This is a genomic window from Mucilaginibacter sp. P2_A4 (assembly GCF_056405015.1).
The window spans coordinates 209,832-223,620 of record NZ_JBFUCX010000004.1 but is presented as its reverse complement, the minus strand read 5'-3'; the positions used below and the strand labels follow the sequence as shown (position 1 = coordinate 223,620).

The following is a 13,789-nucleotide window of genomic DNA, read 5'->3' as shown; positions in this document are numbered from 1 at the left end:
GTAGATGATGAAAGATTTTAAGACATACGCAGCGCTGATTGTATCTATCTTATGGTTCAATTGTTTGATGGCACAAAACCCACTGATACAAAACCAGTTTACTGCCGATCCCTCGGCCCGTGTTTTTAACGGAAAGGTATATCTTTATCCCTCACACGATATCCTGGCTACGCCCGGGCATGGCAGAGCTGGTTGGTTTTGTATGCAGGATTATCACGTGTTCTCATCGGCAGATCTTACCAATTGGACTGATCACGGTGTAATTGTAAGTCAAAATAAGGTACCCTGGGCCGACTCCACAGCATATAGTATGTGGGCACCTGATTGTATTGAGCGGGCAGGAAAATATTATTTTTATTTCCCGGCCACTGCAAAATCCGGTAGCCCCAAAGGCTTTTCAGTTGGTGTTGCCGTAGCCGACGAGCCTTACGGCCCTTTCGTTCCTCAACCTTTGCCCATAGCCGGGATTCATGGCATAGATCCGAATGTACAGATCGATAAAGACGGGCAGGCATTTATTTATTGGGCGCAAGGAAACCTGTACGGCGCTAAACTTAAAGCCAATATGCTTGAACTGGAATCAGAGCCGGTAAAACTTGAAGGCTTTCCAGATAAGGGCTTAAAGGAAGGGCCTTACTTATTTGAACGAAAGGGTATTTATTATATGACCTATCCGCATGTAGCTGATAAAATAGAACGGCTTGAATATGGCATGTCAAGTAGCCCCCTGGGGCCTTTTAAATACGCCGGCGTGCTTATGGACGAATCTGCTTCGGGCTGCTGGACAAATCATCAGTCGGTCATCGAATTTAAAAACCAATGGTACTTATTTTATCATAACGATGATTTATCGCCAAGCTTTGATAAAAACCGGGCGGTAAGGGCCGATAGTTTGTCTTTTAATGAAGATGGCACTATCCGCAAGGTTATCCCCACATTACGTGGCGTTGGTGTAACGGCCTCATCAAAAAAAATACAGATAGATAGGTTTAGCGCCAAAAGCGCGGATGGTGTAGCGGTAGAGTTTCTGGACACGCTAAACAAATTCAAGGGCTGGAAAACTATTTTTAATAAAACGGATTCATGGATAAGATATAACAGTGTGATTTTTGGCAAAAAAACAGCAGGGCGCATTAGTGTAAACGCCTGTTCGGCAACCGGGGGAACTTTATTAATAAGTACTGAGGATAAGCCGGGTAAGGTTATAGCAAAACTTATTATACCAAAAGGAAATAACTGGAGCATTGTTAAAAAAGCAGTTTTATCCATGCCAGGCGGTGTCAAAAACCTTATCATACAATTAAAAGGCAGCGGCCATGTGGAAGTTGACTGGATAAGTTTCGAGTAGCTTTATCTTACCGTAAGTATTGATACTCATTGGTTGGTAAGTTCACCGGCAAACGCTCAAGCACTTATAGCTGTTTATCTACATTGGTGCTATTGGCTTCGGTTACTTACCCGCACATCAGCGGCCGCTTATATCAAATACATAAAAGCCATTTTTCTATGCCAGCACCCTGTTATTCTCCACCTTTCTATAATCAGAAGGTAGCATATTAAATTTCTCTTTAAACGATCGGGAAAAATAATGGGGTGTAGCAAAACCGGCTTCATAGGCTATTTGTGTAACCGTGAGATCGCTCTTCAGAAGCAATATCGCGGCGCGGTCGAGTTTATATGAGCGGATAAATTCAACGGGGGGAAGGCCGGTAAGCTCAAATATTTTTGTGTAAAGCGCACCCCGGCTCATTGCCAAATGTTCGCTGAGATTTACGACAGAAAATTTCGGATTATTTAAGTTGTTATCTATGTAATTGATCACCTTACTTAAAAACTTCTCTCCGCTTGATTCAATTTCTATATCGGGGTGGATGACCGTCAATTGTTTTTTATAGGTGTTTTTGAGCATGGTATTGAGTTGTAATAAATTTTTAATTTTGATATTTAGAATATCAAAATTAAAGGGCTTGGTCAAATAGTCGTTTGCCCCCGATTCAAGCCCTCTTAGTTGCTCATCTTCGCGCGTGCAGGCAGTAAGCATTATAAATGGAATGTGGCTGGTACGTTTATCGGCTTTTATTTTTCTACTCAGCGTAATGCCATTCATAAATGGCATGGTTATATCGCTAATGATCAAATCAGGATGGCATGATAGCGCCTTATCCCAACCCTCTGCACCATTTGAAGCTTCAACAATTTTATATTGGGCAATTAAATTATCTTTAATGTAATAGCGAAACTCATCATTATCTTCCACGATAAGCAGTGTTGGCATGTTTGTAATTGCCTGGGCATTATTCCTTTTTATCCGCAGATCGTTTTCTTTAACATCTGTTTTAACCGGCAGCTGAACGGCAATTGACCTATCTGCAAAAACTTCAAGAGGAATTAACACGCTGAAAACTGAACCTTTTCCTAATTCACTTTCAACAGCTATGCTGCCACCATGCATTTCAACAAATTCCTTTGTAATTGAAAGACCGATTCCGCTTCCCGGGTTTACGTTTCCTGTATTAGTATCCCCTGCCTGATAAAACCGTTTAAATATAAAATGTTTTCTATCCGGGGCAATACCAATACCGGAGTCACTTATTTTTAATTCCAACACGGTTTTATCTGTGTGCGATGTGGAATGCTGCGTAATATTAACAGAAACCGTCCCTTCAGGTAATGTAAATTTAAAGGCGTTGGAGAGCAGGTTAAATAAAATACGCTCCACTTTGTCGTGATCAAAACGTACGAATAATTTTTCCTGTGGTGCCTTAAAATCAAACGTGATGCTTCGCGATTCTGACAGATCATGAAAAGAATCTACAACGTCGCTTATAAATGAAATTATTTCACCTTCGGCCAGGTTAAGCTTTAATTCCTGCTCTTCTAATTTGCGAAAATCTAAAAGTTGATTTACCAAATTCAACAGCCGTCGCGCATTTCGTCGTATCACTGCCAATTGGCCTGTGGTTTGCTCGTCTTTATGTTCTGCCAGTAGCTTATCTGCAGGTGCCATGATAAGCGAAATTGGTGTGCGGAACTCATGACTCAGGTTAGTAAGAAATTTAATCTTAAGCAGATCAAGTTCATGCAGTTGTTCCGCTTCCCTTCTTTCCTGTTCCAGCGCAAGTTTGCTTTTCAATTTCTTTATAGCCCTATGACGGATGAGCAGAAGCGTGCCCACAGCCATCAGGGCATATAGTAAATAGGCATACCAGGTCATCCAAATCGGGGGATGAATCACGATGCGGATTTGTGCACCAGAGTTGTTCCATATTCCATCGTTGTTGCAAGCCCTCACTACAAAAATGTATTCGCCGGGATCTAAATTGGTATAATACGCTGTAGTAGCTGAGCCTACATAATTCCAGCTTTTATTGAACGATTTAAGGATGTAGGCGTATTTGTTGCGTTGGGGAAGCGTAAAATTAATTGCAGAATAACTGATTGAAAAGTTTTCCTTGTAATCCAGGTCAATCTGTTTTGCTACCGAAATATCTTGTTTAAGTGGCGAGTGACTGCCGGATAATACAATGTTATTATTTACTTTAAGGGTGGTTAAAAATACCGGGGGCGCATTGTTGTTGCGTTTTACTTCCTGCTGCGGGTCAATATAATTAAAGCCCCGGTCTCCGCCGAAGAAAAGCAGGCCTTTGGTTGACCGTAGGCCCGATCCGTCGATGAATGCATCGCTTTGCAGGCCATTGTAGGCAGAATAGTGAGTAAACTTTTTGGATGCCGCGTTAAGCATACATATTCCTTTATCGGTACTCAACCATATGTTGTTGCTATTGTCCTCCAGTAGTTTGTGCACTACTCCATCTGGCAGTTCATCTGGTGCGGAGTAATTAACGATTTTTTTATTGTTGAAATTAAAGCAATATAACCCGTCTCCGGCGGTGCCAATCCACATGTTACCCTTATGATCTTGCAACAGCGAAAATGTGCGATCGATTGCCATGCCGGTATTCTTATTATTATACACCCTAAACTTTTGAGTTGCAGGATTTAAAACCGCTATTCCACTGCCATAGGTGCCAATCCATATATTTCCCTCCTGGTCCTCTTCAATAGCTCTGATAAAACCATTCACAGGTAACGGTCTTTCCCCGGCAGAAGCAGGAGTTGACACATATTTAAAAAAGGTTTTTTTATCAGGGTCAAACACATTAACGCCACCGCCATTGGTCCCTATCCATATCTTTCCCTTGCTGCTTTCCTTTAAACAAAAAATTTCGTTATGGTTTATATGCGCATTATCGTTTCCTGCATTTAACTGTTGATACTGCCCTGTTTTTGTATTGTAATTAAATAGGCCATCCTGAAACGTGCCGATCCAGAGTTGCTGGTTGCGGTCAAGCATCATACATAATATAGGAAGACCGGCAGAATTACTTCTTGCTTTAGCTTTTATAGCGATATGGCTAAACAAACCGCTCTTGATGTGAAAAAGGTTCAAGCCTCCGCCGTCTGTGCCAACAAACAGATCCCCGTCCTTGTTCTCTGCAAACGATGAAACAAAAGGCGCGCTTAGGCCGGCCGGGTCATATGCATTATTTTGCTTTGAATTAAATAAGGTAAGGTGTTTGTCATACTTATCAACCCCACCCTGATAGGTGCCAAGCCAATAAATCCCTTCGGGATCATTATAAATGCAGCGGATAGATTTGCTGCTTACGCTAAACTTATCCCTGTCGTCGTGATTGTAGCGGGTTGCCTTTCCCGATAGTGGGTCTACAATATTCAAACCACCTTCGGTACCTACCCAAATTTTATCACCGTTCGCGGCTATGCTATATATAAGGTTGCCGCTGATCGTGCTATCGTCAATGGGGCTGTATTTAAAATTTCTGAAAGTTTTTAAATCCGGCGATAAACTGCTTAGTCCATCATCGGTACCTATCCATAACCTGTGCTGGCATTCGGCTATGGTATTGATTCCGTCACTTGGGATACTTGAGGGATTGTTTTTTTCATGCAGAAAGGCAATGAAGCTGTTTGATCCTTCATCATAAAGATACAGCCCTTTATCTGTACCAACCCACATTCGCCGTTGGCTATCCCGGAAGATAGATAATATGATACCCGAATGGAGCTGCCCGGGTTTGTTTTCGTTGGCCTCGTAAAATATTTCTTTTTTTGTTTTAGGGTCAAGTACGCACAGGCCACCCAGCATACCAATCCAAAGACGGCCACGATCATCACCGTAGATAGATTTTATGTAGCTATTTGCAAGACGTCCATTTGCGGAACTCTCCTGGTAGGTTCGAAACTGATCATGAGAACGGTCGAAGTAATATAATCCTCCTCCCATCGTAGCTACCCAAAACTGCCCTGCTGCGTCCTCATACATGCTTGTAACTTCTTTGGACCGATAGCCTGATTTGTCTGCGGGATCAAAACGATATGGCTTATGTTCCAAACCGTCAAATCTGTCCAGTCCATCGGCGGTAGCAAACCATAAAAATCCGTAACGGTCCTTTATGATCGCATTAACCGTATTTGAGAGCAAGCCGTCGTGAGATGTCAGTACAGTAAATCGTATGGCCTGCCCGCGGCATTGGGTACTGATACAGAGTGATACCGTTAATACAATTAAAAACAACCGTGTAACAGTAGTTTGCTTATGTGATGGTGAGGTATTTAACATGCCAGATGCCATTGCTTTTTTTAAAATTGTACAGGCACCCCCCTTTTTATCGGCAGATGAGTGTACTGATAATTTCATTTTCGGAAACATGAGGTTTATAAAGGTGGGACTTCAATCGTTTAGTAAAAATCACACAACGTAAATCTAAACTATAAATTCAAAAAAAACAATCGATTGCATAAATAAAAAAATAACATTCTTAAGCCGGTAGTCTGTAAATTATTTACGTGGATATTTGATCATGTTGGCGTAGTATACCCGATAAAAACCTCTTAATTCATCGCAAATTGAAACCGCTGTTTATTATTGTTGACTTGCCCCCGTATCGCGATTTGTTTGCGATACCGCAACCGGATAATCAGGTATTAAATGATTTAGGGTTTTGGATATGGTATGCCTGAATAAGGCTCTTGTGCAGGAAAAGGCCGCTTATTTCAACTAAAGTGTTAATTTAATCAACATTTGTGTCACAGCAAGTTCTGTTTTCAAAATACTTTTGGTTGATGTTGATTTAACAATTATTGGTTTTACCATTGTGCCCTTTTTTATTTAGCAAACTAAATTATAAGGCCGTGAATGCATAATACTTATTCGCCAGGTAAACCGCCAATCTGTGAAACAACGCTTCAACTTAAACACCCTGGGGTACAATCTGAATTAATTAAATATTATGAACCAATTCACAAGGCTTACCGGCCTTATATTCATCTTCACGCTCGCTGTTTTATTTGCCAATGGCCAGGGAAAAATGCCAGATTCTTCTTTGTTTTATCAAACAGTTAACACCTATGTGAACCCGGTGTTACCTGGCGACCACCCGGACCCAACCTTGCTTAAAGTGGGCGATGATTTTTATCATTGCGGATCTTCCTTTCATTTTAACCCTTACCTGCCCATTTATCACTCAAAAGATCTCATTCATTGGGAGGTAATAAGCAGGGTGTTGCCATCATCCAAAGCGGCCTGGGTTACTGACCGGCCTTCCGCTGGTATCTGGCAGGGTGCTATAACCTATTTTTACGGCTCTTACTGGATCTATTTTTCGGCAGGAGGGCAGTGGTTTTGTAAGGCAAGTTCCCCTAAAGGGCCGTGGTCTGCTCCTGTACAGGTAAAGTCCAATCCAGAAACAGGTAATCTTGGTTATGACAACTCCATTTTTGTGGATGATGACGGAAAACCTTACATGGTAATAAAAAACGGTCAAAAAGTTAATCGTTTGCAAGCCCTGGGTAAGGATGGGCAATTGACAGATCATGTGATAAATCTCGACTGGGTAAACGCCAGGCTACAATATAGCTGGGCAGAGGGCCCGGTAATGTGTAAACGCAATGGCTATTATTATTACTTTCCGGCTGGCGATGTTACCGGCGGACAATATGTTTTAAGAGGAAGAGCATTGACCGGCGATTCGACAAAATGGGAGAGGCTGGGTGATTTTTTTAAACCGGTTACCGATGATAAGGCAGGTTTCCGTCGTCCTAACCACATTTCAGCTCCCTTTCAATTGGCCGATGGCACCTGGTGGACTATTGGCCAAAGCTATGAAAAGTATGATGGCAACGATTGGTCTGGTGCCGGACGACAAACTTCGCTTTACCCGGTAACCTGGGAGGGCGACAGGCCATGGGGTATGGCGCCAGTCACCACACCTATCCGGAAACCAAACCTGCCACGGTCAGGTATTTCATGGACAAGCGTAAAGACAGATTATTTTGACGGCAGTGAATTAAGCCTGAATTGGCATTTCCTCACCAAAAAAGCTTCAGCCGCCTATTCACTTACCGGCCGGAGGGGATGGATAAGGCTTGTGCCCGATTCTTCCCGTACCCACCTTGTTCAAAAAGAAACTGACCACTATTATTCCGCTGTTACAAAGGTTGACCTGAGTGCAACGAATGACGGTACCAAGGCTGGCATTTATCTTACTAACGGAAACCAGACCGTGGTAGTGAAGCTTTACAGCGGTTACGACAACGGAAAGAAAATTGTTTTTACAATGGATACCGCGAGCCGGAGCGCGCCAAACATCTTCGGAAACATAGTTTGGCTGAAACTGGAAAGAAACGGCCACGAGCTAACCGGATATTATAGCGGCGACGGAAAAGCCTGGGTTTCTTTAGGCAGGCCAATTAACGCAGTTAAACTTGATGAAACCCAGCCAAATTATAATTCATGGGTAGGTACAAGTGTAGGGTTATTTGCAGAAGGAAAGCCAGCGGATTTCGACTGTTTTATTTGTAAAGACGGCTCCTCCTCATTGCCCGCAGCAAGCTATCGTAATTACTATGGAATAGCAACTGTTAATAAAGGCATGGCGAAAACGGTAACCAATACATCTTTGTATGGCGGATGGTTTATGATATCCGGTGTGGAAATTGGAAGGCAGTCGGCATCTTCCGTCCAGGTAGTTGCTTCTTCAAAAGGCAAGGGCAAGCTTCAAATATGGCTTGATGATCTTCAGAACGGTAAATTGATAGCCACAATACCGCTAAACGCTACAGGCAGCGGTAGTTATAAAACATTCAGCAAACAACTTAAAAATGTTACCGGGCAGCATGATGTTTTTGTGCGGTATCCTGCAGGCGTTCCGCAAAGCATCTTTATTAAAAGCATAAGGTTTTCTGGCAAGTAGGATGACCTTTTTATTAACCAATGAGAAAAATAGTAAGACAAAATCTTTATTTAACTACCACGTGAGTATGAAAAAATTAGTGTTATTGTATGTAATGATTGCTTTGCTGCCTGCTTTGGCAAATAGCCAAAATCACAAAGCTTCAAAAAAAATGTCAGGTAAAGGGGCCTTTGCATCCGGCGTTTATCCTGATCTTTTTCATGAAGCTGGATACAGCAAGGATGATATCAACATTAAGGTAGCCAAGGCTTATCATGATGTGTTTGAAGGCCCCAATAAGGTTTATTTCGAGGTAGGCGATTCAATGGCCTACGTGTCTGATGTGAAAAACCACGATGCCAGAACAGAGGGCCTTTCGTATGGTATGATGATCGCGGTGCAGCTTAATAAAAAAGATGTCTTCGACCGTATATGGCGATGGTCAAAAAAATATCTTCAACACCAGGACGGACCAAGCGAAGGGTATTTTGCCTGGAGCATTAATCCCCAAACGATGAAGCGTAATTCAGAAGGTTCCGCATCTGACGGGGAATTATACTATATCACCGACCTGCTTTTTGCGTCCAACCGATGGGGAAATAATACAGGAATTAATTATTATGGAGAGGCCAGGAGGATACTTGACGCCATGTGGAAAAAAGAAGGTGCCGCGAGTGTTCATCCTTTAATAAACATTGCGGCGAAACAAATTTCCTTTGTACCCGAAGGCGGCGGGTATGAGTGGACAGATCCTTCCTATCACTTGCCTGCGTTTTACGAAGTATGGGCGCTTTATGCAAAAGACGGCCATGAACAATTTTACCGGGATTGTGCAGATACAGCAAGAGCGTTTTTACATAGGGCCTGTGACCCCGTTACGGCTCTTAACCCTGATAATACCGATTTTAATGGCAAGTCGCTCGGTGGGAGGCGGATGCCATCGGCTTTTCGTTTCGACTCCTGGCGCGTGCCAATGAATATCGCGATGGATTATGTGTGGTTTGGGAAAGACAAAAAGTGGCAGCAAGGGTATGCTAAGCGTTTTCAAAACTTTTTACGATCAAAGGGGATAAATGATTTTGAGGATCAGTTTAATACAGATGGATCTACGCCTGCGTTTGTTCTTCCGGCAGGAGGAGTAAAGAAGTTAAGGCATTCTTTGGGATTGGTGGCCACCTCGGCCTCAGCCTCGCTCATGGTAGCCGATAACACAAAATTCGATTTCGTGCGACCTCTTTGGAGCGCTAAACTTGAGCCTTATGCAGATGGATATTTTGATCCATATTATGATGGCTTGTTGTATGTATTCAGCCTGATGCATCTCAGCGGCTCATACCAGCTTATACAACCACAAACCAATTGATAAATTATTTACCAGTAAACAATATTAATAATGAACATATTACAACATATTAAGCAAATTTTCTTCGCGGTATGCGCCGTTCTTTTGTTTAATGCACCGGTTTATTCACAAGATATGGTTAGCCAGGCACGAGCGGGTTTTGATGTATTTCGTACAGATATTCCGCATGGCAAAATTGATACCATCACCTATCAATCAAAAACGGTGGGCAATACCCGCCGTGCTCTTATTTACACACCTCCCGGATATTCTAAAAGCAAAAAATATCCCGTGCTGTATCTTTTGCATGGTATTGGTGGTGATGAAAAAGAATGGTATAACGGCGGCAGCCCCCAGGTGATATTGGATAACCTTTATGCACAAGGTAAAATTGTACCCATGATAGTAGTATTGCCGAACGGCAGGGCTATGAAGGACGACCGCGCGACGGGAAATATCATGGCACCCGATAAGGTACAAGGTTTTGCCGTTTTTGAAAAAGATTTGCTGAACGATCTGATACCATTTATTGATAGTAAATACCGTGTATATACTGATAAGGATCATAGGGCAGTGGCGGGCCTTTCGATGGGCGGCGGGCAATCATTAAATTTCGGTTTGGGAAACCTTGACGTATTTTCATGGGTCGGTGGCTTTTCCTCAGCCCCCAATACTAAAAAACCTGAAGAATTGCTTCCTAACCCCGACGCGGCAAAGAGTAAACTAAAATTACTTTGGATATCATGTGGATCAAGCGATGGGTTAATTGCATTCAGCAAACGGACCCATGATTACCTTGCAGAGAAAGGCGTGCCGCATGTTTACTATATCGAACCGGGCGTGCATAACTTTAAGGTTTGGAAAAACGGCTTATATATGTTTTCACAAATGCTTTTTAAGCCGGTTGATGCCTCAACGTTCGCCCGTTATTCTTATAATGAAGCAGGTGTACCGGCGCCCACTAATATTCCGGGCGTGCAATACCCGCAGATATTTCCAGACAATACCGTTTTTTTTCGTGTAAAGGCTCCGAAGGCACAAAGTGTTCAAATTGACTTACTGAAAAAGTACCCGATGACCAAAGATACCGGGGGCTACTGGACGGTAACTACCGACCCGATAGTATTAGGGTTTCACTATTATTCTTTGATAATTGATGACGTTGCCGTTGTCGATCCGTCAAGTCAAACTTTTTACGGTATGGGAAGAATGGCAAGCGGGATTGATATTCCTGATCCGGAGGGCGATTTTTATACCACCAAAGATGTGCCCCACGGTGAGGTGCGTTCAGTAAACTACTACTCCAACATAACAAAGGCCTGGAGGCGGGCAAATGTATATACACCTCCCGGTTATGATACGCAAACCGACAAAAGATACCCGGTACTTTATTTACAACATGGCTCGGGCGAAGACGAAACCGGCTGGCCCACACAAGGTAAAATGAATTTTATATTGGATAACCTCATTGCGGGGAAACAGGCAACGCCTATGATAGTTGTTATGGATAGGGGGTATGCCACAGATCCAACGCAGCCGGTAGCTACTAACGCACCTGGAATGAGCATGGCAGGAAATGTTTTTCCGGATGTGCTTGTGAAAGAAATTGTTCCAATGGTTGATACAAAATTCAGGACGCTTGCCAGCCGCGATCACCGTGCTATGGCCGGGCTTTCAATGGGAGGATTTCAAACATTCCAAACTACAATGACCAATCTTGACAAATTTGCTTATATAGGAGGTTTTAGCGGCGCTGGTTTCATGCAGCCAGGTACCGATATAACCAAAATGTATAACGGCGTATTTGCTGATGCAAATGTTTTTAACGAAAAGGTTAAAGTACTTTACTTAAGTGTTGGAACTACCGAGCAGGAAAGAATGCAAACCATGGTAAAAGGCTTTCACGAGGGGCTTGAAAAGGCAGGCATTAAACATGTATTTTACCAATCGCCGGGCACTGCGCACGAGTGGCAATCCTGGAGACGCTCCTTAAACCAGTTTGCAGGCCTGATATTTAAGAATTGAATTATACATGAAAATGAAGTTTAGATTCATAGCCGTGGCATGCCTCACTTTGCTGAGCCTGAAAAGCTTTTCGCGAGATAAGAAATTTTACATATTTATCTGCTTTGGTCAATCAAATATGGAGGGTAATGCAAAAATTGAAGCCGAAGACACTACCGCTATTGATAGCCGGTTTCAGCTGTTGCAAGCTGTTGATTGTGGCGACAAAGGCAGGATAAAAGATAATTGGTATAGGGCCGTGCCGCCATTGGCGCGGTGTACTACGGGCTTAACCCCGGCAGATTATTTCGGCCGGACTTTGGTGGCTAACCTTCCCGAAAATATAAGGGTCGGCATTATAAATGTCTCTGTCGCCGGTGCCAAAATTGAAATTTTTGAAAAGGATAGTTATCAATCATACCTTGCAACAGCCCCCGGTTGGATGAAAAGTATTGCCGCTGAATATGGTGGAAATCCATACGGAAGGTTGATAGAACTGGCCAGATCAGCTCAAAAGGCTGGTGTAATTAAGGGTATTTTGTTACACCAGGGAGAATCGAACCCTAATGATACGCTATGGACAAAAAAAGTAAAAGGGATTTATGATAATTTGATCAAAGATTTAAACCTGAATCCTAAAAAAGTGCCTCTACTTGCAGGCGAATTAGTAAATGCTGATCAGGACGGCGCTTGCGCTGCGATGAATAAAATTATTGCAACCTTACCTCAGGCTGTTACTAATTCATACGTTATTTCTTCAGCGGGTTGTCCCTGCTCCCGTGATCATCTTCATTTTACAGCAGAAGGCTACAGGTTATTAGGCAAACGATATGGCGAGGCAATGCTTTCCTTATTGGGTTACAAGCTTACAGAAACCGTTAAGCTTTAACCTGTTTAAGATGAGTAACGCGGAGTGATGTAAGCACAGTTAAACACTATCAAATAAAACCATTAATGATTTATGAATTTTTCAACTGTCACTAAACAAGTAGACCGGGGCTTTCTGCTCCCGGCTATTGTGTTTATTGTTTTATCGTTTGTTCAATGCACACCTAAACACCAGGTAGCTTCCTCATTCCGGGCGGGTACAAAAGCCGATCATCCAGACAAAGGTTTAAAAGATTATTATAAAAACTATTTCCCAATTGGTGTTGCGGTTAGTATGGCTTCCCTGCATGGTCCTGATTCTGCATTAATTGTGAAAGAATTTAACAGCATAACGCCCGAGAACGATATGAAGATGGGCCCGATACATCCATCAGAAGATATTTATAATTGGAAAAATGCCGACAAAATTGTTGATTTTGCTGTGAGCCATCATATTAAAATACGCGGGCACAACTTATGCTGGCATAACCAGGAAGCAGCATGGATGTTTAAAGGGGCCGACGGAAAGCCGGTTACCAAAGAGTTGCTGTTGCGGCGCTTAAAGGATCATATTTTTGCCGTTGCGGGAAGATATAAGGGGAAAATTTATGCCTGGGATGTGGTTAACGAGGCCGTTGATGATAGCGATGATACAACGCAGATATATCGTAAAAGCAATTGGTACAACATATGCAATGGCCCCGATTTTATAGAGGCTGCCTTTAGGTATGCGCATGAAGCCGATCCGCAGGCTAAGTTATACTACAATGATTATAACAGCGAACACCCGGTAAAGAGAGAAAAGATATTTAAATTGTTAAAAAAATTGATTGAGCACCACGTACCTATTGATGGGGTGGGCATGCAGGCGCATTGGAAGTTATATGAACCATCGCCCGTCGAATTACGTGAAGCTTTGGATGAAGTAACCTCGTTAGGTTTAAAGGTACAATTTACCGAACTGGATATTACTATACGTTTGCCACAACCAAAACCTGCGCCCGGATCAACTCCGCCAACCCCTGACCCGGGTTATACGCCAGAATTGGAAGCCAAACAAATAGCCCAATACAAAATGGCGTTCGATATCTTCAGGCAGTATAAAAAGTTTATAACAAGTGTTACTTTCTGGAACGTATCTGACAAATACAGCTGGTTGGACCAGAGAGGGGGAGGATTAACTGGCGGAGCCGCCGCAGGCGAGAACACGCCCCGCACGGTAAGAAAAGCCTATCCTTTATTGTTTGACGAAAACCGGCAACGCAAAAATGCCTACTGGTCTGTAGTGAATTTTTAACCCAAGTTTTGTTGAACTTCGCGATGA

General features: G+C 42.8%; 7 protein-coding genes. 6 read left to right on the top strand and 1 reads right to left on the bottom strand.

Features of this window, described 5'->3' with window-relative positions; genetic code table 11:
• The first annotated feature begins 4 nt into the window (after window positions 1-4).
• The gene (locus AC1DYB_RS09905; protein WP_477434512.1) at window positions 5-1,348 is read left to right on the top strand and encodes a family 43 glycosylhydrolase; all 1,344 of its coding nucleotides are present in this window, start codon (window positions 5-7) and stop codon (window positions 1,346-1,348) included.
• Between the two features lie 156 nt (window positions 1,349-1,504).
• On the opposite strand, the gene AC1DYB_RS09900 is transcribed toward AC1DYB_RS09905, so the two are convergent.
• Complete coding sequence (locus AC1DYB_RS09900; protein ID WP_477434510.1) at window positions 1,505-5,719, bottom strand: hybrid sensor histidine kinase/response regulator transcription factor; 4,215 nt, start codon at window positions 5,717-5,719, stop codon at window positions 1,505-1,507.
• A 592-nt stretch (window positions 5,720-6,311) separates the two neighbouring features.
• On the opposite strand from AC1DYB_RS09900, the gene AC1DYB_RS09895 reads away from it, so the two are divergent.
• From AC1DYB_RS09895 to AC1DYB_RS09875, 5 genes are all read left to right on the top strand, one after another.
• The gene (locus AC1DYB_RS09895; protein WP_477434508.1) at window positions 6,312-8,273 is read left to right on the top strand and encodes a family 43 glycosylhydrolase; all 1,962 of its coding nucleotides are present in this window, start codon (window positions 6,312-6,314) and stop codon (window positions 8,271-8,273) included.
• A gap of 67 nt (window positions 8,274-8,340) precedes the next feature.
• On the top strand, window positions 8,341-9,615 hold the full coding sequence (locus tag AC1DYB_RS09890; protein ID WP_477434506.1) for a family 8 glycosyl hydrolase: 1,275 nt from the start codon (window positions 8,341-8,343) through the stop codon (window positions 9,613-9,615).
• A gap of 30 nt (window positions 9,616-9,645) precedes the next feature.
• Window positions 9,646-11,619 carry an alpha/beta hydrolase-fold protein gene (locus AC1DYB_RS09885; protein WP_477434504.1) on the top strand — a complete coding sequence of 658 codons (1,974 nt, stop codon included), beginning with the start codon at window positions 9,646-9,648 and terminating at the stop codon, window positions 11,617-11,619.
• A gap of 13 nt (window positions 11,620-11,632) precedes the next feature.
• Window positions 11,633-12,487, top strand: coding sequence for a sialate O-acetylesterase (locus AC1DYB_RS09880; protein WP_477434502.1), 855 nt, complete (start codon window positions 11,633-11,635; stop codon window positions 12,485-12,487).
• A gap of 72 nt (window positions 12,488-12,559) precedes the next feature.
• Window positions 12,560-13,762 carry an endo-1,4-beta-xylanase gene (locus AC1DYB_RS09875; RefSeq protein ID WP_477434500.1) on the top strand — a complete coding sequence of 401 codons (1,203 nt, stop codon included), beginning with the start codon at window positions 12,560-12,562 and terminating at the stop codon, window positions 13,760-13,762.
• The last annotated feature ends 27 nt before the right edge of the window (window positions 13,763-13,789 follow it).

Excerpts from the sequence above, each read along its gene's own strand:
- AC1DYB_RS09905 (WP_477434512.1), top strand. The coding sequence starts at position 5 with ATGATGAAAGATTTTAAGACATACGCAGCGCTGATTGTATCTATCTTA.
- AC1DYB_RS09900 (WP_477434510.1), bottom strand. The coding sequence starts at position 5,719 with ATGAAATTATCAGTACACTCATCTGCCGATAAAAAGGGGGGTGCCTGT.
- AC1DYB_RS09895 (WP_477434508.1), top strand. The coding sequence starts at position 6,312 with ATGAACCAATTCACAAGGCTTACCGGCCTTATATTCATCTTCACGCTC.
- AC1DYB_RS09890 (WP_477434506.1), top strand. The coding sequence starts at position 8,341 with ATGAAAAAATTAGTGTTATTGTATGTAATGATTGCTTTGCTGCCTGCT.
- AC1DYB_RS09885 (WP_477434504.1), top strand. The coding sequence starts at position 9,646 with ATGAACATATTACAACATATTAAGCAAATTTTCTTCGCGGTATGCGCC.
- AC1DYB_RS09880 (WP_477434502.1), top strand. The coding sequence starts at position 11,633 with ATGAAGTTTAGATTCATAGCCGTGGCATGCCTCACTTTGCTGAGCCTG.
- AC1DYB_RS09875 (WP_477434500.1), top strand. The coding sequence starts at position 12,560 with ATGAATTTTTCAACTGTCACTAAACAAGTAGACCGGGGCTTTCTGCTC.